The sequence below is a fragment of the Daejeonella sp. genome (assembly GCF_030695525.1).
Classification (GTDB): Bacteria; Bacteroidota; Bacteroidia; order Sphingobacteriales; family Sphingobacteriaceae; genus Daejeonella.
Window position 1 is genome coordinate 101,994 of record NZ_JAUYSS010000021.1, and the last position, 24,983, is coordinate 126,976.

At 39.6% G+C, this 24,983-nt stretch carries 22 protein-coding genes; 19 read left to right on the forward strand and 3 right to left on the reverse strand.

Annotation, left to right across the window (positions count from 1 at the left end):
* The 3 genes from Q8S11_RS05025 to Q8S11_RS05035 all read left to right on the forward strand — a co-directional run bounded on the left by Q8S11_RS05025 (nucleotide 1) and on the right by Q8S11_RS05035 (nucleotide 4,887).
* Entirely contained in the window at nucleotides 1-2,892 is a 2,892-nt protein-coding gene (locus tag Q8S11_RS05025; protein WP_305660978.1) for a PD-(D/E)XK nuclease family protein, read from the forward strand.
* A 332-nt stretch (nucleotides 2,893-3,224) separates the two neighbouring features.
* A complete protein-coding gene (gene tnpA / locus Q8S11_RS05030; protein ID WP_305660979.1) occupies nucleotides 3,225-3,677 on the forward strand; it encodes an IS200/IS605 family transposase in 453 nt (150 codons plus the stop codon).
* 223 nt (nucleotides 3,678-3,900) lie between these two features.
* On the forward strand, nucleotides 3,901-4,887 hold the full coding sequence (locus tag Q8S11_RS05035; protein ID WP_305660980.1) for a pyruvate dehydrogenase complex E1 component subunit beta: 987 nt from the start codon (nucleotides 3,901-3,903) through the stop codon (nucleotides 4,885-4,887).
* 70 nt (nucleotides 4,888-4,957) lie between these two features.
* Here the strand turns inward: Q8S11_RS05035 and Q8S11_RS05040 are convergent, their stop codons facing one another.
* Nucleotides 4,958-5,428 (reverse strand): Lrp/AsnC ligand binding domain-containing protein, encoded by a 471-nt coding sequence (locus tag Q8S11_RS05040; protein WP_305660981.1) that lies wholly within the window; start codon nucleotides 5,426-5,428, stop codon nucleotides 4,958-4,960.
* 392 nt (nucleotides 5,429-5,820) lie between these two features.
* Here Q8S11_RS05040 and Q8S11_RS05045 point away from each other — a divergent pair, with 392 nt between their 5' ends.
* From Q8S11_RS05045 to Q8S11_RS05095, 11 genes are all read left to right on the forward strand, one after another.
* On the forward strand, nucleotides 5,821-6,837 hold the full coding sequence (locus Q8S11_RS05045) for a hypothetical protein (protein ID WP_305660982.1): 1,017 nt from the start codon (nucleotides 5,821-5,823) through the stop codon (nucleotides 6,835-6,837).
* Between the two features lie 62 nt (nucleotides 6,838-6,899).
* Nucleotides 6,900-7,337, forward strand: coding sequence for a cytochrome B (locus Q8S11_RS05050; protein ID WP_305660983.1), 438 nt, complete (start codon nucleotides 6,900-6,902; stop codon nucleotides 7,335-7,337).
* A gap of 236 nt (nucleotides 7,338-7,573) precedes the next feature.
* Nucleotides 7,574-8,983 (forward strand): anthranilate synthase component I family protein, encoded by a 1,410-nt coding sequence (locus Q8S11_RS05055; RefSeq protein ID WP_305660984.1) that lies wholly within the window; start codon nucleotides 7,574-7,576, stop codon nucleotides 8,981-8,983.
* A 115-nt stretch (nucleotides 8,984-9,098) separates the two neighbouring features.
* Nucleotides 9,099-9,662 (forward strand): aminodeoxychorismate/anthranilate synthase component II, encoded by a 564-nt coding sequence (locus Q8S11_RS05060; protein ID WP_305660985.1) that lies wholly within the window; start codon nucleotides 9,099-9,101, stop codon nucleotides 9,660-9,662.
* An 18-nt stretch (nucleotides 9,663-9,680) separates the two neighbouring features.
* Nucleotides 9,681-10,502, forward strand: coding sequence for an indole-3-glycerol phosphate synthase TrpC (gene trpC, locus Q8S11_RS05065; protein ID WP_305660986.1), 822 nt, complete (start codon nucleotides 9,681-9,683; stop codon nucleotides 10,500-10,502).
* A gap of 100 nt (nucleotides 10,503-10,602) precedes the next feature.
* Nucleotides 10,603-11,790 carry a GTPase HflX gene (gene hflX, locus Q8S11_RS05070; RefSeq protein ID WP_305660987.1) on the forward strand — a complete coding sequence of 396 codons (1,188 nt, stop codon included), beginning with the start codon at nucleotides 10,603-10,605 and terminating at the stop codon, nucleotides 11,788-11,790.
* Between the two features lie 42 nt (nucleotides 11,791-11,832).
* Nucleotides 11,833-12,216: a 30S ribosome-binding factor RbfA gene (rbfA, locus tag Q8S11_RS05075; protein ID WP_305660988.1), complete on the forward strand. Its 384-nt coding sequence runs from the start codon at nucleotides 11,833-11,835 to the stop codon at nucleotides 12,214-12,216.
* 5 nt (nucleotides 12,217-12,221) lie between these two features.
* Nucleotides 12,222-12,851, forward strand: a complete 630-nt coding sequence (locus tag Q8S11_RS05080; RefSeq protein ID WP_305660989.1) for a hemolysin III family protein — start codon at nucleotides 12,222-12,224, stop codon at nucleotides 12,849-12,851.
* Between the two features lie 89 nt (nucleotides 12,852-12,940).
* On the forward strand, nucleotides 12,941-13,600 hold the full coding sequence (locus tag Q8S11_RS05085; RefSeq protein ID WP_305660990.1) for a TonB family protein: 660 nt from the start codon (nucleotides 12,941-12,943) through the stop codon (nucleotides 13,598-13,600).
* Nucleotides 13,600-14,235: a leucyl/phenylalanyl-tRNA--protein transferase gene (gene aat / locus Q8S11_RS05090; protein ID WP_305660991.1), complete on the forward strand. Its 636-nt coding sequence runs from the start codon at nucleotides 13,600-13,602 to the stop codon at nucleotides 14,233-14,235. The genes Q8S11_RS05085 and aat overlap by 1 nt, the downstream gene beginning before the upstream one ends.
* 71 nt (nucleotides 14,236-14,306) lie before the next feature.
* Entirely contained in the window at nucleotides 14,307-14,927 is a 621-nt protein-coding gene (locus tag Q8S11_RS05095) for a trimeric intracellular cation channel family protein (RefSeq protein ID WP_305660992.1), read from the forward strand.
* Here Q8S11_RS05095 and Q8S11_RS05100 read toward each other — a convergent pair.
* Both Q8S11_RS05100 and dapF read right to left on the reverse strand, forming a co-directional pair.
* The gene (locus Q8S11_RS05100; RefSeq protein WP_305660993.1) at nucleotides 14,919-17,819 is read right to left on the reverse strand and encodes a DEAD/DEAH box helicase; all 2,901 of its coding nucleotides are present in this window, start codon (nucleotides 17,817-17,819) and stop codon (nucleotides 14,919-14,921) included. The two genes, Q8S11_RS05095 and Q8S11_RS05100, sit on opposite strands and share 9 nt — an antisense overlap.
* Before the next feature lie 237 nt (nucleotides 17,820-18,056).
* Nucleotides 18,057-18,845: a diaminopimelate epimerase gene (gene dapF / locus Q8S11_RS05105; RefSeq protein WP_305660994.1), complete on the reverse strand. Its 789-nt coding sequence runs from the start codon at nucleotides 18,843-18,845 to the stop codon at nucleotides 18,057-18,059.
* A 238-nt stretch (nucleotides 18,846-19,083) separates the two neighbouring features.
* On the opposite strand from dapF, the gene Q8S11_RS05110 reads away from it, so the two are divergent.
* The 5 genes from Q8S11_RS05110 to Q8S11_RS05130 form a co-directional block, all read left to right on the forward strand.
* On the forward strand, nucleotides 19,084-20,589 hold the full coding sequence (locus Q8S11_RS05110) for a Do family serine endopeptidase (protein ID WP_305660995.1): 1,506 nt from the start codon (nucleotides 19,084-19,086) through the stop codon (nucleotides 20,587-20,589).
* A gap of 173 nt (nucleotides 20,590-20,762) precedes the next feature.
* Entirely contained in the window at nucleotides 20,763-21,545 is a 783-nt protein-coding gene (locus Q8S11_RS05115) for a succinate dehydrogenase cytochrome b subunit (RefSeq protein WP_305660996.1), read from the forward strand.
* Between the two features lie 45 nt (nucleotides 21,546-21,590).
* Complete coding sequence (locus Q8S11_RS05120; protein WP_305660997.1) at nucleotides 21,591-23,525, forward strand: fumarate reductase/succinate dehydrogenase flavoprotein subunit; 1,935 nt, start codon at nucleotides 21,591-21,593, stop codon at nucleotides 23,523-23,525.
* A 141-nt stretch (nucleotides 23,526-23,666) separates the two neighbouring features.
* Nucleotides 23,667-24,434: a succinate dehydrogenase/fumarate reductase iron-sulfur subunit gene (locus tag Q8S11_RS05125; RefSeq protein WP_305660998.1), complete on the forward strand. Its 768-nt coding sequence runs from the start codon at nucleotides 23,667-23,669 to the stop codon at nucleotides 24,432-24,434.
* A 332-nt stretch (nucleotides 24,435-24,766) separates the two neighbouring features.
* Nucleotides 24,767-24,983, forward strand: a 217-nt coding sequence (locus tag Q8S11_RS05130; protein ID WP_305660999.1) for a hypothetical protein, incomplete at its 3' end; no start/stop codon positions are given.

Consider the following 24,983-nt stretch of genomic DNA (forward strand, 5'->3'; position numbering starts at 1 on the left):
ATGGAGAACAAATCATCGGATAAGTTTCTGTACCGGGTTGCAGAAGATCTTTTGAACCGCTTCGGTAAAGATCTTCAGGATGTTGCAATTGTATTCAATAATAAACGACCTCAATTATTTTTGCGGAAGTACCTGGCTGAGATTAGTGGCAAGCCAATCTGGAGTCCCCGCTTTTATACAATCCAGCAGTTTTTCTCTGAATCAACTAGTCTGGTTTGTGCATCTCAGTTAAAGCAGTTCTTTGTACTCTATTCTGAATACAATTTTTTGTTAAAAAGGGAAGGCAAAGAACCTGTAAGTGCCGATGTCTTTTATCCTTTGGCCGAGATAATTGTTTCTGATTTTTCTCAGATTGATTATTACATGGCCGATCCGGTAAAGGTCTTTAATCTGATAGGCAGTATCGCCGAACTGGAACAGCAGTTTCCGAATTTTGAGGAGGAGCAACTTGCCTTTATGGAGAGTTTCTGGTCATCATTTTCTCAGGAAAAGCAGAACAAGGTTCAGGAGAAATTTATTGAAATGTGGCATAGGATGCCAAATCTCTACCATAATTTCCATGCAAGACTTGCTGAGCAGGGGCTGGTTAGCAGTGCTAAAATGTACCGAAACCTTGCTGAAGGAAAGGACTCTGATCCTGAGTTTTTAAATGAATTCAGCCATGTTGCCTTTGTAGGCTTTAATGCCTTATCAAGAGCAGAGGAAATATTGTTCAGATCATGGCAGGATGAAGGTCGCTGCTCATTCTATTTTGATGCCGACGAGCACTATTTTTCAGATAATATCCAGGAAGCCGGACATTTTATCAGGAGGAATATCAATACTGTGGGTCTCGAAAATCAGTTTTCGATTACCGAAAACCGGATTGATGATCCCACAAAAGAATTTACAATAATTCAGGCTTTGGGTAAAATAGCTCAGGGTAAATTGCTTGCTGAATTGCTCCCGGGGGGTACGGATAAGAATGACCCTGCTTCAAAAGCGATTATCCTTGCCGATGAGAGCCTCTTGCTTCCGGTACTTCAAACAGTGGATGATGAGAGTCTGAATATTACAATGGGTTATCCCTTTGAACAGTCGGCAGTATTCGGATTATGTGATCTCTGGCTGGATATTCAGGAAGAAATAGCCTCAGGAGATAAGGTTTCCCTTGCTTATCCTAAAGTTCTGACTTATATATTCAATCCTTTGCTTGCCACTGATATTGAATTGAGAGATAAAATACATAAAGAGATTATTGAAGAAAAGAAGGCCAGATTTAAACTTCAGGATCTGAGAAGCACCAGTAAAATTGACGCGCTTACATTCAGTCCCTTTGAAAGTCCTGCCGATTCTATCAGGAATTTGGGCAGCTTACTTTTACTGGTTTCAGAACAGATTGCTGATCTGCGTAAACTGGAAAGTTTGCTGATGGCCGAGGCAGTTAAAACTCTGAATGTACTCTCAGATAGTTTTGCAGAGCTTGGGAATACCGGGGCAATACCCGAGATAACAGCAGGATTTGTACTTAGAACGATCAGAAGGGCTTTGACAGGACTCACGGTTCCTTTTGATGGAGAGCCTTTATCAGGATTGCAGGTCATGGGTTTGCTCGAAAGCCGTTGTCTTGATTTCGATGAATTAATAGTACTCGGGATGAATGAAGGCGTACTTCCCAAGGTAAGTATTACCCCATCCTTTATCCCGGATAATGTCAGAAGAGCTTTCGCCTTACCTGTTCTGGAAAACCAGAACTCCATTTTTGCCTATTTCTTTTATCGACTCCTGCACTGTGCTAAGAAAGTTACCCTGATTTATGTCGGTATTACTGATGACAAGGTTGGAGGTGGCGGAGAGGAAAGCAGGTTTATAAAACAACTTGAATTTGAAACATCCTGTAAGTTCAGGCATGTTTTACAACAGAATCAGCCTGTAGATACTTCAGCCCCGCAAAGTATAGAAGTAAGCAAGACTGGTCCGGTGCTGGATAAACTTCGGACCTATTTAAAACGGAATTCTGAAAGCAAATACGATAAAAAGATCTCTGCCTCGGCATTTACAGATTATATAAGCTGTTCGCTGAAGTTTTTCTTCGGCAAAATAGCGGGCCTGGCAGAGCCAAAGGATTTGCCGGATGAGATCGGGCCGCATACTGTTGGTACAATGCTGCATACGGTGATGGAAAGTTTTTATCGCGATTCGATAGGGAAAGAAGTGACCGCCGACTACATCAGGCAACGTGAAAAACTGCTTCCGGCTATGTCTAAAGCGGCTATGACCAAAGAGCTTAATCTTGATCAGGATTATGAATTTTTGCAAAGTGCCTTGCAGCAGATCATCGTTAAGGTAATTGAGCAGTATGCTTTGAAAGTATTGCGGCATGATGAGCAAATTGCTCCGTTTGTTATAAAGGAGCTTGAGGACAGAGATGCTTATACCCCCCTGTTTTCCATTGAAGTAGAGGGCAGGGAAGAACAGGTAAGGTTAATGGGTATCATTGACAGGGTGGATATTCATAGAAATAAGACCCGAATTGTTGATTATAAAACCGGCAAAGATCAGTTGAAGTATAATGATTTTGAAGGTTTGTTTGATGATAATGGTAAAGATCAGAATAAAGCCCTGTTGCAAACACTTTTTTACACCCTTGTGTATGAGAAAGCCAGAAATGTAAGCCATGTTGAGCCGCATCTTTATACGGTAAAGGATTTTAAAATGGGAACTCTGTTTTCCGAGAAAGGAAGAGATGGTCTAATTCTGACAGATGAGAATCTGGCCGGTCTAAAAGATCAGTTTGCACAAAAATTAACAGAAAAACTCAATGAGTTATTCGACAGCTCAGTACCATTCAGGCAAACTGTGAATACTGATCATTGTAAATACTGTTCGTTTAACGGGATTTGTCGAAGGTAGGGCGCTGTTTTTGAATGTATATTTCAGGACATTACTGACTCTTCTCATGGCTTTGACCTGTGCTTCTACTCAGGGCTTTATCCTTCGTTTCTACTCAGGGCTTCACCCTTCGTTGATAGTATTTCGCCCTTTCAGGGCTTGAAGGAATTCCCTCTAATCGCAGAATGCCATTTTGACCAGGTAAATATTAGCCCTGAAGGGGCGGTATATCTACAGGGCATTGCAAAGCTCTGCCCGAAATATAAACCGTTAAATAAATAGATTAGCACAAACAGCCCTGAAGGGGCGTGATTAAAGTGTAATCCATTAAATTGAGATTTAACCGTAATTAAATGGGACAGTCGCTCGTAAAAAATTACCTCCATATTGTATTCAGTACTAAATACAGGGAGCCTTTAATTAAGCCCCCTTTTGAGGATGAGTTGCATCGATATTTATGGGGGATTTGTTATAATCTGGAATGTTTTCCTGTAAAAATTGGCGGATATACAGATCATATTCATATTCTGTGCATGCTTTCCAAGAAAATTGCTCTGATGAAATTGCTTGAAGAACTCAAATCACATTCATCAAAATGGATGAAAACCAAAGATGAATCTCTTAAGAATTTTTACTGGCAGAATGGTTATGGTGCATTTTCTGTAAATTATAAGGGAGTAGATGTGGTAACCCGATACATCGCCAATCAACATGAGCATCACCATAAAAAAACATTTCAGGAAGAATTCAGGTCTATTTTAATAGAGAATCATGTGGAATATGATGAACGATATGTCTGGGACTGATTTTTTTAATTAGTACTGGATGGTTCAATATTTTGGTTAAGAGACAATTCTTTCATCATATTATTGAACTATTTGGAAATTTCAGGTGCTCTTTGGCATCGCTGGCATATGTTAAATTGTATTGTTTGACAGGTATTTGTAACATTGCCAATCCCAGCCTTCCAATTCAGTTTGGTTTTCAAACATTAAACTTATATTTGCGTTCCAAAAATTGATTTTACACATGAGAGAAATACAATTCAGAGAGGCACTTCGTGAAGCATTAAATGAAGAAATGCGTAAGAACGAAAAGATTTTTTTAATGGGTGAAGAAGTTGCAGAATATAACGGCGCTTATAAAGTAAGCCAGGGAATGCTCGAAGAGTTTGGTGCCAAGCGGGTTATTGATACTCCTATCGCTGAATTAGGTTTCACCGGAATCAGTATTGGTGCTGCAATGAACGGACTAAATCCTATTGTCGAGTTCATGACCTTTAATTTCTCCCTTGTTGCAATTGATCAGGTTATAAATGGAGCAGCAAAAATACTTAGTATGAGTGGTGGACAGTTTGCCTGTCCGATTGTTTTCCGTGGTCCAACGGGAAACGCAGGTCAGCTGGGTGCTCAGCATTCTCAGAACTTTGACAGTTGGTATGCAAACTGCCCTGGATTAAAAGTTGTTGTTCCATCAACTCCATACGATGCAAAAGGGTTATTGAAGCAAGCTATTCTGGATCCTGATCCTGTGATATTCATGGAATCGGAAGTGATGTATGGTGATAAGGGAGAGGTCCCTGAGGAAGAATATTATCTGCCGATAGGCAAGGCTAATATAGTTAAAGAAGGTACAGATGTAACCATTGTGACGTATGGAAAAATGCTTTCGAGAGTGGTTATGCCTGCCATTGAAGAATTAAATAAGGAAGGGATAAATGCCGAAGTGATCGATTTGCGTACTATTCGCCCGATCGATTATGATACAGTCATTAATTCAGTAAAGAAAACCAATCGTATGGTTTTTGTTGAAGAAGCATGGCCTCTGGGCTCAATTGCTACTGAAGTTGCTTTCAAAGTTCAGAAAGATGCATTTGATTATCTGGATGCACCGGTTTTGAGAGTTGCATGTGCTGACGTTCCACTTCCTTATGCACCAACGTTGATCAATGAAGCACTTCCAAATGCAGAGCGTGTAGTTGCTGCCGTAAAAAGTGTTCTATATAAAGAAGCATAAACGCAAATAAAATATACAAAAGAGCCCTCCGGGAATAATTCCGGGAGGGCTCTTTTATTCTTCAGTATTATTAAAGTGTGATCTGACGTTTAATACTTTCCTCCAGTGAAATCAGGGTCTCGGTCCGTTGAATCCCCTTAACACCTTGTATATCTTCGTTAAGTACTTGTCTTAAATGATTGGTATCCCTGCAGATGATCTTGGCAAACATACTATACGAACCGGTAGTGTAATGTAGTTCTACCACTTCTTTGATTTTCCTTAGATTTTCAACCGCATCTTTATATTGAGATCCCTTTTCGAGATAGATACCCAAAAATGCACAGATATCATAGCCAATTTTTTGGGGATCAATGATCAGATGAGAACCTTTTATAACCCCCAAATCCTGCATTTTTTTCATCCTGACATGAATAGTTCCACCCGAAACGATCAATTTTTTAGCAATTTCAGTATAAGGAATAGTGGCATCTTCCATTAATATGCATAATATCTGTGTGTCCAGATTGTCAAGTTCGAAATTTTGGCTTCTATTTTCCATTTTTAATTATAGAAATATTAATATTTACGCAATATAATTATTGTTTATGTAAAAATTAAAATAGTTTATTAAAATATTTGTAATAAATGGAGAATGTTTACATTCGTACTAAGCAATCGGGAATTGATTGTTTACACATTGTAGGGTGGTGAAATTTGGCAGACACACCTCCTCGTCTCGGTGGCGAAGATTTGGGAAATACCTTAACCGGGAAATAACTGCTTCGTGAAGGTTCGACTCCTTCCCTTACAGCAAACCTTATTCAACAGGTTTATAATTGGTTAGTTTAAATAAGCTCCTGCCCATCAGGAGCTTATTTTAATTAAAGATTTTACCATCTCAAAAATAGCTTGAGTATATATTCGTTTCAACTCTTAACTTTGGAACTCAATATGAAATCAAGAATCCTGTTTTTTACAATCTTCTGTATTCTTTCAACACTCATCTTTTCTTCCTGCATGAAAGATGAGAACGAGGCAATGCCCAAAAGTACGGTATCAAGATTGTATGTTTCAAATGCCGATATTGATGCGGCAGTAAACAGTACCTTAATCTTTGATCCGGCCGATCAGGCAAAATTTGCCGAACCATATAAATTTAATTCCCAATTACCTGACGGTAATGGTATTCTGTTTGATCCCTATTCCGGTGTTGTATTTCAGGTTAGCAGGTTAAATAAAAATATTAAAACTTTTAAGGTAAACACAGACGGAAGCCTGGTGATTAAGAGTTCCTTCGTACATGAAGGTTTGTTGAGTGCGCGTGAAATAGCTTTCGACCGTTCCAGGGATATGTTATATATATCCAGTAATATCGATAGTGCAATTTATGTATATAGTAGTGTAAGCACTCTCAAGGATATTGTTCTGGCTGATAAGAAGTTAAAGCTCAATGGACAGCCCTGGGGAATTCATCTTGATAATGATCGGCTTTTTGTGGTGATTGATCATAACAGGGTTGAAGTTCAATTATTTGAAAATGCCTCAGCATTGGCAGTAGGACCAATCCAGCCGACAAAGAAAATTACAGTAAGTGGTGCTACACGGCTTCATGGTATTACCTATTCATCTTCGAGGGATGTTCTTATCCTGACTGATATTGCCGAAGCAAGTGCAGCAGGCTTTGATTCTGATGGGTCTATTCATATCATTACAGACGCAGGTTCAAAGTTTACTTCTTCAGGTTCTGTAGTTGTCCCTGCAAAAACAATAAAGGGTGCCCTTACCGGACTTGGAAATCCGGTTGATGTGGCCTGGGACGATAGAGAAGGCAAAAATCTGATCTATATTGCTGAAAAGGCAAGGCGCAAAATTCTTGTTTTCAATTATGCCGGAACAGGGAATATTGCACCTTCGCTGTTTGCAGATCTGACCAGCAGTCCTGAAGCTATTTTCCTCGATGCCCGTTAAGCGTAAATTGGATTGTTATTAATGCAGGTTTTTTCTTTACTTTGAATATAAATTTGAAAAATATGTACTCTACTTTATTAGGTTTACACTCCGGACTTCGTTATATAGTCATTCTATTGTTGGCTATCGCTTTATTGTTGGCCTTAATTGGTTTATTTGGTAAAAAGCCATATTCACAAATCAACCGTAAAGTGAACTTATTCGCGATGATCTTTACGCATACCCAGTTTCTCGTTGGCCTGATCCTTTATTTTTTTAGTCCTGTGGTAAATTATGCCAATATGGGTGAAGCAATGAAGGATACCATGACCCGATACTGGACTGTTGAGCATTCAGTAATGATGCTATTTGCAACTGTTCTGATTACTATTGGTCATTCCCGTTCCAAGAAAGCGGCAGATGGTTTCAATAAACACCGGTCAATTGCTTTATACTACGGATTAGCGGTTTTAGTTATTGTGGTGGCAATTTATCAGAGTGGTCGCCCGATTTTGGGCTAAACAAACATTGAAAAAATTTGCATTGTCAAATTTCTTTATATTTTTGTGAGCGATGAACATCAAACAAAATACAACTAATTGGTGGTGCACTTTAGGAAAGGGCACAGGGCACAGGTATTTTGAGCAATTTTAACCATTAAAACCTTAAAAATATAAACCCGACGCCCTGAGACGTCGGGTTTTTTTATGGTCTGTGATTACAAATTTCGAAATCCTGATCAGACAATATAAATGAAATGAAGAATTATAAATTATACACTTCCCACAAGAAATTACTTGCCGATACCACTACCCCGGTGAGTATATATTTGCGTCTTCGCGATGTTTTCCCAAACAGTATTTTGCTAGAAAGTTCTGATTACCATAGCAGGGAAAACAGTTTGAGTTATGTTTGTTGTGATCCTATTGCCGGTATAGTCCTAACCGCTGATAAGCTGGAGACCTATTTTCCGGATGGTGAAAGGGAACAATATCCCATTAAAGATCTTGAACTAAAGAAACATGTTTCTACATTCAGGAAGCAGTTTGAATCGGCATCCACTGAAGATTTTAAGTTTATTTCAAATGGCTTGTTCGGTTATTTTGCATACGAGTGTGTAGAGCATTTTGAAGATATCAAATTTCACTCAAAACCTGCGGATGGCCGGGATATTCCATTAATGCAATATCATGTTTACCGGTATATTATCGTAATTGACCATTTTAAGAATGAATTGTACTTGCTCGAGCACCGGACAGATAAAAATGCGCCCGACGGGTTGGAAAAGATCCAGTATCTGATCCAGAATAAAAATTTTCCGGAGTATAAATTCAATCTGAATGGAGAGGAAAAATCTAATTTTACTGATGAGCAGTTTATCAGCCTTGTCGAAAATGTAAAAAAGCATGTTTACCGGGGGGATGTATTTCAAATAGTTCCTTCGAGAGCCTTTTCCAAGCCTTTCTTAGGGGATGAATTTAATGTATACCGTGCATTAAGGTCAATTAATCCTTCCCCATATCTGTTTTATTTCGATTATGGCGATTTTAAGTTATTCGGATCTTCTCCCGAGGCACAACTTACCATTAAAAATAATGTAGCAACCATTTACCCGATTGCCGGTACTTTTAAAAGGACTGGAAACAGCCTTCAGGATGCCGAACTGGCTGAAAATCTGAAAAAGGATGTCAAAGAAAATGCCGAGCATGTAATGCTGGTTGATCTGGCCAGAAATGATTTGAGCAGACATTGCGATAAGGTTGAAGTGAAGTCATTTAAAGAGATTCAATACTATTCTCACCTGATTCATATGGTTTCTAAAGTGACGGGTCAGTTACAGAGTTCTGTTGATCCTTTTGATGTTGTTGGTGATACCTATCCTGCAGGAACACTTAGCGGTGCTCCTAAATACATGGCAATGCAGCTGATAGATCGTTTTGAAGGCCAGAAGCGTGGATTTTATAGTGGTGCTATAGGTTATATGGGTTTCAACGGCGACTTTAACCATGCGATCATGATCCGATCATTCCTCAGTCAAAATAATGTGCTTCATTATCAGGCAGGGGCAGGTATTGTGGCAGACTCAGATCCGCAGAGTGAATTGAATGAGGTGAATAACAAGATCATGGCCTTGAGAAAGGCCTTGGAGATGGCAGGGGAAATATAAGATGTCGGAAGTCTGAGGTCTGAGGTACGAGGTCGGAAGTCTGAGGTCGGAAGTCTGAATTCTTACCTCATACTTCCGACATCAGTTAAATGATAATTTTAATAGAAATATATAGATGAACATTCTAGTAATAGATAATTACGACTCATTTACATTCAATCTGGTACATCTGCTGCATGAAACAGGTCATCAGGCAACGGTATGGAGAAATGATAAATTCAAGCTTACTGATGTGAATGATTTTGAAAAGATTCTGCTTTCACCAGGGCCGGGGATACCTTCAGAATCAGGCCTTTTACTGGATGTGATCCGAACGTATTCACCGACTAAGAGTATTCTGGGCATTTGTCTGGGTTTACAGGCCATCGCAGAGGTTTTTGGAGGCGAATTATACAACCTTTCCCGTCCGGTTCATGGCAGAGCCACAGAGATTACCGTACTCGACGAAAATGAAAAGTTGTTTAAAGACTGCCCAAAACAGTTTAAGGTGGGGCGATATCATTCATGGGCCGTTCGGAATGATATGGTTCCCGATGTGATCAATGTTACAGCCACGGATACTGAAGGAGTAATCATGGCATTGAGTCACCGTACCCTCGACGTACGAGGTGTACAGTTTCATCCTGAATCTGTACTCACTGAACATGGGAAACTTATAATCTCTAACTGGTTGAGTTGAGTTAAGATTTTTGAAGATATGACTACAAATGATACAAATTCTAAGAACGCCGCGAGCGGAAATATTCTGGATAAGATCGTTCTAAAGAAGAGAGAAGAAATTGAATCAGCAAAGCTTAAAACCAGTGTTGATCAGCTGAAAGGGAGCGACTTATTTTCCCGTAAGTGTTATGTGCTGCGAGATTTTATTTTAGATCCGGATCGTACAGGGATCATTGCTGAATTTAAACGTCAATCCCCATCTAAAGGAATTATAAACGACCATATGTCTGTTAAAGAGGTTACCAATGGCTATGCTGCAGCCGGGGCTTCTGCACTTTCGATCCTGACTGACCGTAGCTTCTTTGGTGGAAAAGATGAGGATCTGCTCGAAGCCAGGAAAGTAAATAAGTTGCCATTATTGAGGAAAGACTTTATGCTGGATGAATACCAGATTATCGAAGCCAAAGCATTGGGAGCTGACATCATTTTGTTGATTGCAGCTATTTTAACCCCTGAAGAAGTCAGAATCCTTGCAAGATCTGCCAAGGATCTGGGTCTCAACGTCCTCCTAGAGGTTCATAACAGAGAAGAATTAGACCGGAGTATCTGTGATGACTTGGATGCAATCGGTGTAAATAATCGAAACCTGGGCGATTTTTCAGTTTCGGTGCAGCATTCTTATGACCTTGTTGAGCATATTCCGTCCCGGTTTTTGAAAATTTCTGAAAGTGGAATCAGTAATCCCCAATCGATAAAGGAATTGAGAGCAGCTGGATTTGATGGCTTTTTGATCGGTGAGAATTTCATGAAGGAAACCGATCCGGGAAAGGCGATGAAAGACTTTGTATCAAAAATTTAATGACCCGTATTATACATGATTTGTCCGGGGATATTCTGACAGCCTGCTGTTTATTTACTCCGGGTCAAACTCTTATCTTTGCAATCATTAATACATATAAATGCCAAGACAAAAATTTTTCGATACTGAAGCCAAGCCTGAAAGAGCAGTTCTTGTGGGTATAATTACACCGGGGGAGACAGAGGAACAAACCCATGAGTATCTGGACGAGCTTAAATTTTTAGTTGAAACTGCCGGCGGCGAAACACAAAAGGCATTTACACAGCGGATGCAGCGTCCCGACAGGGCTACATTTGTTGGCACTGGAAAATTGGAAGAAATCAATGCATATGTGAAGTCGGAAGAGATTGATATGGTCATTTTTGATGATGAACTTTCGCCTTCACAGCTCCGGAATATCGAAAATGAATTGCAGGTAAAAATACTTGATCGCAGTAACCTTATTCTTGATATTTTCGCCAAAAGAGCGCAAACTTCTCAGGCAAAAACACAGGTTGAGCTCGCACAACTTCAATATTTACTTCCCCGCCTAACCCGATTATGGACCCACCTTGAGCGGCAAAAGGGTGGAATCGGGATGCGCGGTCCGGGTGAAAGCCAGATCGAAACTGACCGTCGTTTAATTCTGAATAAGATATCCTTATTAAAAGAGCGTTTAAAAGAAATTGATAAACAAAATCTTACTCAACGAAAGAACCGGGCTCAGTTGGTCAGGGTTTCGCTGGTTGGGTATACTAATGTTGGCAAATCAACGATCATGAATATGATCTCCAAGTCGGAAGTATTTGCCGAGAATAAACTTTTTGCAACGCTGGACACAACGGTCCGTAAAGTGGTGATTGAGAACCTGCCCTTTCTGCTCTCAGATACCGTAGGTTTCATCCGCAAATTGCCCCACCATCTGATCGAATGCTTCAAATCAACACTTGATGAGGTTCGTGAAGCTGATATTTTAATTCATGTGGTTGACATTTCACACGCTAATTTTGCGGATCAAATTAATACTGTCAATGAAACTCTGAAGGAGATGGGGGCAATCGATAAAGAGATAATTACCGTATTTAATAAGATTGATGCTTATAAATCTGCTGATTTCGACCCACAGGACGAGCATCCGCCACTCACTCTTGCCGACTTTAAAAATAGCTGGATGAATAAAGATAGAAATCCGGCAATTTTCATTTCGGCATTAAATAAGGAGAATATTGATGAATTCAGGGAATTGTTATATGAAAAGGTAAAGGCGATTCATACGAAACGTTACCCTTACGATAAATTGCTATATTAATCAGCATTCAATAATTTATAAACTTTCTTAATCCCCAATTTTATGGAATCTAAGCGTCAACAGAAGTTTGCAGGAGTTATTCAGAAAGATCTGGCTGAGATATTCCAGCGGGAGGGATTGAATTTTTTACCCAATATCATGGTGACCATAACTAAAGTGAGGGTCTCACCAGATCTGGCTATTGCAAGAGTTTATTTAAGCTTTTTTAATAGCACGAATAACTCATTAGCATTAAATACAATTAAATCTCATTCAAACGAGATCCGCTATAAACTAGGCAATCGAATCAAAGATCAGGTACGAATAGTTCCGCATCTTGAATTTTTTCTGGATGATACCAGTGAATATGTTGAAAAAATGGATAAACTGTTCGAAAAGATCAGTAAAGAGCCTCGTCAGACAGAAGAACCGGGAAAGGATGACTGATTGAAATGAGAACGATTCGTGAGCCAGTAAATTTTTATACCCATGTTATTCCGGCCATTCTTGCTATACCCGGAACCTTTCTACTCCTGAAGCGTGCTGATGTGCCAATTGAATATACTGCTGCCTGGGTTTATGGTATCTGTACCGTTGTACTGTTTGGAATCAGTTCAATTTATCATAGTTATCCTAGTACAGAGTCAGGGGTCAGATTCTGGCAAAAAATCGACCATTGCTGTATTTATCTCATGATATCCGGCTCCTATACACCAACTGCTTTGCTTGTATTTGATGGTTATACCCGATGGACCCTTTTCGTAATGATCTGGACTATTGCACTGGCTGGATGTACACTAAAAGTTATTAACCGCCTACAGCATAAAGGACTTTCACTTGGGATTTATATTGCAATGGGGGCATTAATTGTGCCTTTAATGAATGAAATGGCAGAAAAACTATCATTATCCGCTATAGGCTGGATGTTGCTGGGAGGTGTCTTCTATATTGGAGGCACGGTATTCTATTATAAAGATAAGCCCTTGGGAAAAAATATTCATAGTCATGAAATCTGGCATCTCTTTGTTGTTGCAGGTGCTCTATCTCATTACATTTATAATTATCGCTATCTGTTCGCCTGAAAAACCGATCTGATTTGCTCTTTCAGGCTATTGACATATTTACTCCTGTCAATAATAATCATATCCTTATTTTTTCGTTAAATTAGAATATGGCTCTCAACTTTATTTTTAGTTTATTCCTGCATCTGACATCAATCCTCAATGATGATCAGCCGGTATTTCAGGGCAAAAATCTAAACACCTTTATTTATAATGTCCTGATTTATCCGGAATATTCCCGTGACAATTGTCTTCAGGGTACGGTAAATATAAGTTTTAAACTAAATAAACAGGGCCGTATATATCAATCAGAAGTACAGAAAGGCTTCGGAACAGATCTTGACCTTGAGGCATTAAGGGTCGTTCGCCTGACTTCAGGCAAGTGGCTAATGCCGGCAAATTACGATACACTTATTTCGATGGTTTTGCCGGTAAACTTTACTCTTCGCGACTTTAAATGTGAGGAACGATCTAAAGATGAAATTAATGCAGCAATAAATGCTTATCAGGCGAGAAAGGGAATGAGTGAAGTAATCTTTAATTATTATGATAAGAAGGAAGCAGGTGTAAGCGATAGAGCTGGTGAAATGCGGATTGAGCAACTTAAATACCAATTAGGATACGATGAAAAATTCATAGACCGTTTGTTAAAACAAGCACAACGCAAGCTAAAACAGGAAGATTTTGAAGGGGCATGCGAAGACTTTCACACCATCAGGAGGCTAGGCAGCGATAAATCAGCATCATTCATTGAGCAGAATTGCAAATAATGATCATTCAATTATCCGAAGATAGGATCTGGTTCCCTTCTCCTGAACTAGCTGATGAGGATGGTTTGCTGGCAATTGGGGGTGATCTATCAGCTCAAAGACTGCTATTGGCTTACCGGAATGGAATTTTCCCCTGGTTCTCAGAGGGCGATCCGATATTATGGTATGCACCGCATGAGCGATTTGTATTATTCCCTGAAAAATTAAAGGTGTCTTCTTCGATGCTTAAGATACTCAGATCCGATAGTTTCAGAATCACTTATGACCAGGCTTTTACTGAGGTGATAAACGCCTGTGCAATTTCCAGCAGGAAGGGGCAGGCAGGAACCTGGATCACAGACACAATGAAATCTGCTTATATTCATTTACATGATCTTGGTTATGCCCATTCTGTTGAAGTGTGGGAAAATGATATTTTGGTTGGAGGCTTGTATGGTGTTCAGGTTAATCATGTTTTTTGCGGGGAAAGTATGTTCGCCAGGGTCAGTAATGCATCAAAAGTTGCTTTGATTTATTTATGCCAAAACCATCATTTTAATCTGATCGATTGTCAGGTTTATACCAGTCACCTGGATAGTATGGGTGCTGATTTTATAAGTTTAGAAGAATATCTTGCCTTGCTCAATAAAATATGAAATCAGAGGGTATTGCAAAAGCTTAAGCTTTATTCATAAATTGTTTCATTACTTCTACTTTAGAAATCAGCATGCAATTACCATATTATATTGACCTTCTCGGAACACTGGTATTCGCAATATCAGGTGCATTGGCGGCTTCGGATAAAAATATGTACCGCGATATTTTTGGTGTAACCTTCACTGGCTTTGTTACCGCTGTGGGCGGGGGTACGCTAAGAGACATGATTCTGGGTGTTCGTCCAACCTGGGTGGTAGATGGGAATTACCTGATCGCAATAACCCTTGGTGTTATCATTGCAATAACTTTTAAATATTATATCATTAAATACCGCCGCACTTTTTTCCTCTTTGATACTTTGGGTATTGCACTCTATACAGTAGTAGGAGTTCAAAAAGCTCTTTTTTATGATGTTTCACCACTTGCTGCTATCATTATGGGTATGTTTTCTGCGGTTATGGGTGGTGTTATCAGAGATACCCTGATTAATGAGGTGCCACTAATTTTCAAGAAGGAGATCTATGCTACCGCCTGTCTATCGGGGGCAGCGGTATTCGTATTATTAAAACTGCTAAATGTTGATGATAATATGAATTCATTTATTAGTGTCGGAGTGATCATTCTGATACGGACAATTGCGGTCAAATATCAACTTACCCTACCCAAAGTTGGCTCAAAAAAGTCAGCTTAAAATCTCTGATATATCTTTTGCCGTTAATGATTTAACAAAACTTTCTTCGGTGGTAATCAGAGACTCAGCCACCTTACGTTTCCTGTTTTGTAAGGCAAGGATCTTCTCCTCCACAGTGTCCTTGGTGATAAACTTATAGATAAATACATTTTTATTCTGTCCGATACGATGCGTCCGGTCAATTGCCTGCTGCTCCACAGCGGGATTCCACCAGGGATCCAGAATAAATACATAATCAGCCTCTGTCAGGTTAAGTCCGACACCACCTGCCTTTATCGAGATCAGAAAGAGCTTAATTTCTTTATCGGTTTGAAATCTCTTCACAACTTCTCCGCGTTGGGATGTAGCCCCATCCAGATAGGAGTAGGGAACATTGGTCGAATTAAAATATCTGCGGTAGATATCAAGATGCTTCACAAACTGGGAGAACACTAGTACCTTATGGCCTCTGGAAAGTACATTTTCAAGCGTATGTATTACATTTTCGAACTTTCCTGAATCCCCTTCGTAACCATCATCGATCATTTGCGGGTGATTAGCAATCTGCCGGAGCTTGGTGAGCCCCTGTAATACCTGGATCTGAGATTTTTTAAAAGAACCGTCCTCCAAATTAAGCAGGAGGACATTGCGGTATTCTGACTTGACCTTTTCGTAATACTCTTTCTGTTCTTCACTCATTTGGCAATAAAACAGATTCTCTGTTTTTGGAGGCAGTTCTGTGGCTACCTGAGCCTTGGTACGTCGCAAAACAAATGGTTTGATCAGGGCTTGTAATCTCGCAGCCTTCTCTTCATCCTTTTTCTTCTCTATAGGTATTACAAACTCAGAATAGAATAAACTCTGGCTTCCCAATAAGCCAGGATTAATGAATGACATCTGGGTCCACAGATCGTTAACTGTATTTTCTACCGGAGTGCCACTTAATATTAATTTATGCTTGGATTTCAGAGTTTTAACTGCTTTGAATGATTTTGAAGATGGATTTTTTATATTCTGACTTTCATCCAGAATAATGTAATTGAAATAAAAAGTTTTTAATGATTCCATATCTACCCTGCATATTCCATAAGTCGTAAATACCATATCATAGGCAGCAAATTTTTCTACATCCTTGTTTCGAAAACTTCCTGTATGCACATGGATTTTAAGTTTAGGGGCAAATTTTTTGGCTTCATTTAACCAGTTATAAACCAATGAAGTAGGCATTATGATAAGAGAAGTAGTATGAATACCTTCCTCCTGGTTATCCTCCTTAATCTTTTGCATCAGGGCAAGAGTTTGTACAGTCTTTCCAAGGCCCATATCATCGGCAAGACAGCCACCGAAATTATATTTTTTTAAAAAGTGGAACCAGTTATAACCAGCTTTTTGATAGGGTCGTAATATGCCATTGAATGCTTTTGGAACATCAAATTCTTCAATTTCTTCAAAATCAGCTAGTTTTTGAAGCTTTCTGTCCATAGTAACGGTAGCCAGATCACTATTGCTAAAATCATTGACTAAACCGACATGGTATTTCTTCAATCTAAGTTGTTTACCACTTTCCGTAAATTGAAGCAGATTACTGTACTGTGCAAACCATTCTTCAGGAATCACAGCAATCTCTCCCGAGGGTAGTTTAAACTCCCTGATCTTGTTCAGAATATGATTTTTGAGATCTATAAAGGGGATTTGGTATGGTCCGAAATGTACTACGGCATGGATGTCAAACCAGTCGTTATTTTCACGGATCTCAAGATTTAATTTACTCCTACCGATTACATACCGTTTTGAGCCCTCAGTTTGTTCAAATGAGAAGCCTCGTTCCCCAAGCTCGTCATGATGCTGATTAAGCCAGTTTATCACACTGAATGGAGATGCTTCTGTATCCGGATAAGTTGTTACCGGACTGTAAACATTCAGAAACAAGGATCCCGAAGATTTTAATCCAAGTTCCTGAAGAATATTGATTTTATTCTTTTCCCAACTTAGGGAGCGTTTTATTCTGTGAAAAATATAATCATTTTCCTTTTTCTCCATTCTAACAGTTACCCGTCTGTCACTTCCTGCAGGAAAAACATAATCGCCATATCTGAAATAAAGCTGCAGTAAGGGAGTGTCAGTGCCGGAATGCAGTAATTTCAGAATTGGAACAGCTTCAAATTTCTCTGTACGGATCTCAAAGCCCTCAGCATATACAGCATGCTTTTCAATCAATGGGGCTACAAACTTCTCAAAGTATGTTTTTTCTGATGATTTTGGAATCGAGATATAGCGTTTATTGAGAAAGGGATATAATTTTTTTCCTTCCACATCCTCCTCGAAATAATATAGTACATCTTCAAGGAGGAGCCAGGCAGGATGATTGCAAATGATCTGCGCATCCTTAAACATGAATTCTATCCGCTGCCCCAGAAATTTAATAGTAGGAAAATATCTTGTTTCTGTAACATTCCGTCTGAAATGAAACAATACTGAAGCAGGTTCTGATGCGATAATCAGCTTACGTTCAACCGGCCAGCCTTCTTTACTCATTAGAAAGAGACTCCTATCGCCAATAAGCCTGAGAGCTTCAACAAGCTTTTTTTCAATTTTTGGCCGGATGACTTCGTAGATTTTATCGTCAAAAATTGTTCTGAAATACTCAACCGGCCGAATGGCTTTTTTATGAAAACGTTTAATGATATGACTCTGCTCTATTTCTTCCAGCAGTCTGATCAATTTCAGATCAGTTTCATCCAAAATGGATGAAAATTCCTCTGCTGTAGTGCTGAACAATCGCTGATAGGTAAGAGAGAATCCCTCGTCAGGGTTTAGTTGTACAACATGTGGTTCGATGAGGTAGCCTAAGAATTCATGCTTACATATAGAATATACAACTTTGCATGGTTTACCACTGTCAACTCTCAACATAGCTTGTTTGAAAAATATAAGAAAGCTGACTATTAAAAAATTCTAAATCTATATAGAATTTTCTTTTTTACACTACATACCTTAAATAAATATGAAATTTTAATAAGGAGAATATTATTTCGAAAATTTGATAAATTAATGTCTTTGTAGAGTGTTTTTATTGCGCATGTCTTTATTGTACGATAAAGAAATACTAAGGTTTCAATTCCCTGAACCGGATAAATCTGAAGATGCGAATCAGATATTAATTGCGCCAAGAAAAACAAAAGTAGCAGGCCCTTCTAAAAACACTTCACTAAATAAGCTCCCATCGTATTTAAAATCTACGCACAATTCCCCACCCTTCACTTTTATTACTGAATGTATTTTTCCACTTTGTCCTTTTTTCTTTGCCATCGACATGGCGACAGCGGTTACCCCGGTTCCACATGCGAAAGTTTCATCTTCGACACCTCTTTCATATGTTCTAACGAAATAGGAATCACCAAGATCCTCTACAAAATTGACATTGATGCCCTGATCTTTATAGGTCTCGTTATAGCGTATATTTTTACCATCCAGGTATATATCTCTATTTTCAAGATCCTTCACGGGAAGAACGTAATGAGGCGATCCTGTATTGAGTACATATGCTTCACCATCAGATTGAATAGATTGAACATCAATCATTTGCAAGCTGACCCAGGTTCCTTTTTCTGAAATTTTGGCATAATGCGGACCATCAACTGCCAAAAAGTTAGTTTCTTCATCAATAATCTCCAGATGCTTTGCAAAAGCTACGATACATCTCCCCCCATTACCACACATGCTGCCTTTCTGGCCATTGGCATTAAAGTAAAGCATCTCAAAATCATAGCCTTCTTTAAGTTGAAGAACCATTAATCCATCAGCACCAATTCCAAAACGACGATCACAAAGCTTTTTAATAGCCTCAGGTTGATTAATTAAAGGAAATGTTTGGTTTCTGTTGTCTATCAGGATAAAATCATTTCCTGCGCCATGGTATTTAAAAAAGTTGAGATGCATAAAAATTATGTCATAAAAGCCTTATTGGCTGAAATGTTCAATCTTATTAATTAAACATTTTATAAATTTCGGTAATTAAATTGTAAATGCATTGAGTTGAGGTGCAGAATTAAAATCTGGGAGTCAATCTTTAACATATTTTAACATAAAAAGAATACCTCCCATTTATGATTTGCGTTTAAGTGGTATTAATTTTGAGTATCATTTTGTAATAGTTAAAAAAAGTATAATTGAAAATATGAAAAAGATAGGTGTAACTTTTTTAGCGGCATGTCTGGGTGGGGCTGTTGCTATCGGAACGTACAAGTTTATTGAGAACAAGTATGGGGATGGAATGTCGTTTGAAGACAAGCAAAAAGTATATTTTACAAATAATCCGGGGGCGACAATTAATTCTTCCACTGGAGCTTTGGATTTCACACAGGCTGCAGCTACGGTTACACCGGCAGTTGTACACATTAAAACTACCTATAGTGCCAACGCGAGCCGCGGGTATCAGGGTCGTGACCAGATGCAGGATATGTTTGAAGACTTTTTTGGTGGTCGCCGGCGTCAGCAGGGTCCTGCACAAGGCTCAGGATCCGGAGTAATTATTTCGGATGACGGTTATATTGTAACAAATAATCACGTGGTGGATAAAGCCGATAAAATAGATGTGATTCTTCCAGATAAGCGTTCCCTGGTTGCAAAAGTAATTGGTAAGGATGCGAATACTGATCTTGCCCTGCTTAAAATTGAAGGATCTGGTTTTCCGATTGTAAAACTCGGGAATTCTGATGATGTGCGTGTTGGTGAGTGGGTATTGGCAGTGGGATATCCGTTTGCACTGAATACTACAGTTACTGCTGGTATTGTAAGTGCTAAGGGAAGGCAAATTGGAATTCTCGATCAGGGCCTTGAACCTGATGAAGATGGCAGGCCTCAGGCACGGACCGCAATTGAATCGTTTATTCAAACAGATGCTGCAATAAACCGCGGCAACAGTGGAGGGGCATTGGTAAATACCAAAGGTGAATTAATCGGTGTGAATGCAGCCATAGCATCACAAAGCGGAAGTTATGAAGGATATGGTTTTGCAATTCCGATTAACCTTGCAAAAAAGGTTTTAAATGATTTCAAAGAGTTTGGCTCTGTAAGAAGAGGCTACATAGGTATCAACTTCACCGGACTTGATGCAGAACAATCCAAACGTCTGGGGGTTGATGAAATCAACGGACTTTATGTGAATGAAGTTTTGCCGGGCGGTGGTGCTGCGCAGGCAGGATTAAAGGAAGGGGATATTATTACCAAAGTTGACGGGAAGCAGATTCTATCCCCATCTGATCTTCAGGAACGTATTGGTCGTTTGGGTCCTGGTGATAAGGTTCAGCTATCTTATCTGAGGGAAGGAAAGACCTTAACATCTAATGTAACCCTGAAAGGTGAAGAGTCTGTAAAAACAGCAAGTAGTTCATCAAGTGTCGTAACGAAAAATCTTGGGGCAAGCTTCGCTCCTGTAACAGAAGCTGTCAAAAAGAAATATAAAATAAACTCCGGAGTTCTGGTAACAAGTGTTAAAGCGGGGGGCTTCTTTGATCAATTGGATCTTGTGCAGGGCACAATTATTACATCCATTAATGGTCGCCCAATCAATAAAACAGAGGATATTGAGAGTGCAATAACAGCAGGAAGGAATAATATGGCTACTGTGAATGCGATAAGCCCGGATGGAATGCAGATCAGGTATCAGTTTCAGGTGAGGTAAGCACAATAAAATACATTTTAAGAAAGCCTTTTCAGTTTATTGGAAAGGCTTTCTTGTTTTTAGATTGTTTCTAAATAGATAAAAACACTTGCTCCTTGAATTGGATCTGCGTGATTTTTAGCATATAATGATAAATTTGCTTCCTGAATAATTAATATAATTAGAACAAGGTAATGAGCAATTTCGCAAAAACGTTCTCATCCTCATTAGGGAAGAAACTGGTGATGGCCTTAACGGGCTTATTCCTGTGTACTTTTCTGATTGTGCACTTAATTGGGAATCTACAGTTGTTTAAAGATGATGCAGGCCAGGCTTTTAATGCCTATGCCTATTTCATGACACATTTTACGCCAATCAAGGTGGTTTCTTATTTGCTGTATGCATCTATTATCATTCATGCAATTTATGCTTTGATAATAAGCATAGGAAATAAAAAAGCCCGCCCGGTGGCTTATTCCGTTCAGGCAGGTAGTCAGAACAGTCCATGGACATCACGTAATATGGGTATTCTGGGCACCATTTTGTTAGTTTTCATTGTGGTTCACATGGGCGATTTCTGGTGGAAATACCATAATGCTGAGTTACCTTATGCTAAATATGAGATTAGTCTGGATAACCCGAATAATATTCAGGTTTCAGAATTACCATATGATGCAAATCGTCTGGTGCATTCAGAAATAACCGACCTTCAGGCAAGGAAACAGGTTGTTATTTCCAAAGACCTATACAAGATCGTAAACAATGCATTTCAGACCTGGTGGTACGTATTATTATATGTAATTGCCATGGCTGCTTTGTCCTTCCACCTGATTCATGGTTTTAGAAGTGCATTCCAAACCATTGGCTGGAATAACAGCAAATATCTTCCGCTGGTTCGCTTCCTTGGTGTTTGGGTGTTTGGAGTTTTGGTTCCGATTGCCTTCGCTGCAATGCCATTATATTTTTTCTTTAAATAGAATTACACAATACCCGGGATTCGGGATAAAAAATAAATTTCTGAGATGAAATTAGATGCTAAAATACCAGAAGGCCCCTTAGCCGGAAAATGGTCTAAACATAAGTTCAACCTGAAGCTGGTCAATCCGGCTAATAAAAGGAAGTACACGGTTATTGTTGTAGGTACGGGATTGGCGGGAGCTTCTGCAGCCGCATCTCTTGCTGAACTTGGCTATAATGTAAAGGCTTTCTGCTACCAGGATAGTCCCCGCAGAGCACATTCAATAGCTGCTCAGGGAGGGATAAATGCCGCAAAAAATTATCAGAACGATGGTGACAGTGTTCATCGTTTGTTCTACGATACCATAAAGGGAGGTGATTACCGTGCCCGTGAAGGCAATGTGTACCGTCTGGCAGAGGTTTCTGTAAATATTATTGATCAGTGTGTGGCACAGGGTGTTCCTTTTGCAAGAGAATACGGTGGTTTGCTGGATAACCGCTCATTTGGTGGTTCACAGGTATCCCGTACATTTTATGCCAGAGGTCAAACCGGGCAACAATTATTGCTGGGAGCTTACTCTGCATTGAACCGTCAGATCAATCTTGGAAAAGTAAAAATGTTCACCCGTCACGAAATGATGGATGTGGTAAAGATTGAAGGAGAAGCAAAAGGTATTGTGACCCGAGATCTGATTACAGGTGAAATTGAAACTCATGCAGCCCATGCTGTACTTCTATGCACAGGTGGTTATGGTAATGTATTTTACCTCTCGACAAATGCAATGGGTTGTAATGTAACTGCCGCCTGGAAAGCGCATAAGCGCGGTGCATATTTTGCAAACCCTTGCTTTACTCAGATCCACCCAACCTGTATTCCTGTGACCGGAGATCATCAGTCAAAACTGACACTGATGTCTGAATCATTGCGTAATGATGGACGGGTTTGGGCGCCAAAGACTGTGGAATTAGCTCAAAAGTTAAGGAAAGGTGAATTGAAAGTAACCGATCTTAAGGAAGACGATCGCGATTACTTCCTGGAGCGTAAATATCCTGCCTTTGGTAATCTGGTTCCTCGTGACGTAGCATCCCGAAATGCTAAGGAAATTGTGGATGAAGGCAGGGGTGTTGGAGCTTCCGGTATTGCAGTTTACCTTGATTTTGCCGAGGCAATCGGACGTTTAGGTGAAGATGCGGTGCGTGCCAGATATGGAAACCTCTTTGATATGTACCAACAGATTACAGATGAGAATCCATATAAGCAGCCAATGCGAATCTACCCTGCTGTACACTATACTATGGGTGGTTTATGGGTTGATTATAACCTTCAGACTACTGTTAAGGGGCTTTATTGCCTCGGAGAAGCAAATTTCTCAGACCATGGCGCTAACCGTTTGGGAGCATCAGCCCTGATGCAGGGACTAGCTGATGGATACTTTGTTATTCCCTATACTTTGGGTGATTACCTGGCTACTATCGGCCCGGATGCGGTTGATATAAAGCACATTGCATTTGAAGATGCAAAAAAGAGCGTTGTAGACAGGGTAAATCACTTATTATCATTGAAAGGAACTAAGACAGTAAACGAGTATCACCGTGAATTAGGTCATATCATGTGGGAGTACTGCGGAATGGCCCGTACCGAAGAGGGTTTGATTAAGGCAAAAGGGATGATTCGTGAGCTTCGTGAAGATTTCTGGAAAAATGCAATGGTTTCAGGTACAAATAATGAGTTCAACCAGAGCCTTGAGAATGCTGGTCGTGTGGCCGATTTCCTGGAACTGGGGGAGTTAATGGTTGACGATGCTTTGAACAGAAAGGAATCATGCGGAGGCCATTTCCGTTTGGAAAGCCAGACTGAAGAAGGTGAAGCATTGCGTGACGACGATAATTATGCTTATGCTGCTGCATGGGAATATAAAGGAGATAACCAGGCTGAGGTTTTACATAAAGAAGAGCTGGTATTCGAGAATGTTAAATTATCACAGAGAAGTTATAAATAAGACAGGAGATATCAGATATGAGATTTGAGACTGGATTGTCTTGAATTTCAAATCGATCTCAATAATAAAAACCAAGATTGAGACAAGAGGTACAGATTTATATCTCATATCTAATGTCTCACATCTCAAATCTCAATTAGAATGAGTAAAAATATGAATTTGACGTTAAAGGTTTGGCGTCAGAAAAATGCTGATACTAAAGGTAAGTTCGTTACTTATCAGGCCGATCATGTATCTCCGGATATGTCATTCCTGGAAATGCTTGACGTTGTCAATGAAGATCTGACCAAGAAGGGTGATGATCCCATTCATTTTGATCATGATTGTCGTGAAGGTATTTGCGGAGCTTGTTCACTTCATATCAATGGCAGGCCACATGGTCCAAAACAGGGAATTACTACCTGTCAGTTACATATGCGTACCTTTAAGGATAATGATACTGTAGTAATTGAACCCTGGCGTGCTGAAGCATTTCCTGTAATTAAGGATTTAGCTGTAGACCGCCGTGCATTTGATCGTATTCAGGCTGCAGGAGGTTTTGTATCTGTAAATACAGGAGGTGTTCCTGATGCCAATGCGATCCCAATTCCAAAGGTTATTGCTGATGAAGCATTTAACTCAGCAACCTGCATTGGATGCGGCGCTTGTGTAGCAGCATGTAAAAATGCCTCAGCGATGTTATTTGTGTCAGCAAAAGTATCTCAATTAGCCTTGCTTCCTCAGGGTCAGCCGGAGCGCTATCGCAGAGTTCAGGCCATGGTCGCGCAAATGGATGCTGAAGGGTTTGGAAGTTGCACCAATACAGGCGCATGTGAAGCTGAATGCCCGAAAGAAATTTCAATAACCAATATCGCGAGAATGAACCGCGATTATCTCACTGCTAAATTAATTAAGCAGGAAGAAGCATAAGGTAAATCAGGAGGCTCAAACGCAAAACTGCGTTTGAGCCTCCTGGTTTACGAATTACGAATTACGCATTCCCTTAAACAATTGAGTAATCATTACCCAGATCTTCATCATTATCAATAAATACCCAATGGAGTAGCCTTTAATCTCACTACTCAATACTCTGTACTCAATACTCCCTTGAGTACCTCATTCCCCATTTGGGCAATATTATCCCTTAAAAATTCCTCATTCGTACAAAAAAACCCCCTTATTCGCCTTTTCTGGCAATGGTCTGCTATTTGTCTATGTATTATCAAACATTGATAAAATTTAAAACAGACATAAACATAATCATGAAAAAAGTAATCATCACCTTCGCATTAATCGCAGTATCATTATTAAGCACTAAATCTTTTGCACAGACTGCAAATTTGAACATCACTTTTTCTGATGTACTTTCATTCAGTGTAACTCAGCCGGCATCATTGGATGTAAACTTCGATACAGAAACAAAATATACGAATGGTATCACTGCCCTGGCAACTGATCATGTGAGTGTAACCAGTTCAA

Coding starts and splice junctions, on each gene's coding strand:
- Q8S11_RS05025 (WP_305660978.1), top strand. CDS start 1: ATGGAGAACAAATCATCGGATAAGTTTCTGTACCGGGTTGCAGAAGAT.
- tnpA (WP_305660979.1), top strand. CDS start 3,225: ATGGGACAGTCGCTCGTAAAAAATTACCTCCATATTGTATTCAGTACT.
- Q8S11_RS05035 (WP_305660980.1), top strand. CDS start 3,901: ATGAGAGAAATACAATTCAGAGAGGCACTTCGTGAAGCATTAAATGAA.
- Q8S11_RS05040 (WP_305660981.1), bottom strand. CDS start 5,428: ATGGAAAATAGAAGCCAAAATTTCGAACTTGACAATCTGGACACACAG.
- Q8S11_RS05045 (WP_305660982.1), top strand. CDS start 5,821: ATGAAATCAAGAATCCTGTTTTTTACAATCTTCTGTATTCTTTCAACA.
- Q8S11_RS05050 (WP_305660983.1), top strand. CDS start 6,900: ATGTACTCTACTTTATTAGGTTTACACTCCGGACTTCGTTATATAGTC.
- Q8S11_RS05055 (WP_305660984.1), top strand. CDS start 7,574: ATGAAGAATTATAAATTATACACTTCCCACAAGAAATTACTTGCCGAT.
- Q8S11_RS05060 (WP_305660985.1), top strand. CDS start 9,099: ATGAACATTCTAGTAATAGATAATTACGACTCATTTACATTCAATCTG.
- trpC (WP_305660986.1), top strand. CDS start 9,681: ATGACTACAAATGATACAAATTCTAAGAACGCCGCGAGCGGAAATATT.
- hflX (WP_305660987.1), top strand. CDS start 10,603: ATGCCAAGACAAAAATTTTTCGATACTGAAGCCAAGCCTGAAAGAGCA.
- rbfA (WP_305660988.1), top strand. CDS start 11,833: ATGGAATCTAAGCGTCAACAGAAGTTTGCAGGAGTTATTCAGAAAGAT.
- Q8S11_RS05080 (WP_305660989.1), top strand. CDS start 12,222: ATGAGAACGATTCGTGAGCCAGTAAATTTTTATACCCATGTTATTCCG.
- Q8S11_RS05085 (WP_305660990.1), top strand. CDS start 12,941: ATGGCTCTCAACTTTATTTTTAGTTTATTCCTGCATCTGACATCAATC.
- aat (WP_305660991.1), top strand. CDS start 13,600: ATGATCATTCAATTATCCGAAGATAGGATCTGGTTCCCTTCTCCTGAA.
- Q8S11_RS05095 (WP_305660992.1), top strand. CDS start 14,307: ATGCAATTACCATATTATATTGACCTTCTCGGAACACTGGTATTCGCA.
- Q8S11_RS05100 (WP_305660993.1), bottom strand. CDS start 17,819: ATGTTGAGAGTTGACAGTGGTAAACCATGCAAAGTTGTATATTCTATA.
- dapF (WP_305660994.1), bottom strand. CDS start 18,845: ATGCATCTCAACTTTTTTAAATACCATGGCGCAGGAAATGATTTTATC.
- Q8S11_RS05110 (WP_305660995.1), top strand. CDS start 19,084: ATGAAAAAGATAGGTGTAACTTTTTTAGCGGCATGTCTGGGTGGGGCT.
- Q8S11_RS05115 (WP_305660996.1), top strand. CDS start 20,763: ATGAGCAATTTCGCAAAAACGTTCTCATCCTCATTAGGGAAGAAACTG.
- Q8S11_RS05120 (WP_305660997.1), top strand. CDS start 21,591: ATGAAATTAGATGCTAAAATACCAGAAGGCCCCTTAGCCGGAAAATGG.
- Q8S11_RS05125 (WP_305660998.1), top strand. CDS start 23,667: ATGAGTAAAAATATGAATTTGACGTTAAAGGTTTGGCGTCAGAAAAAT.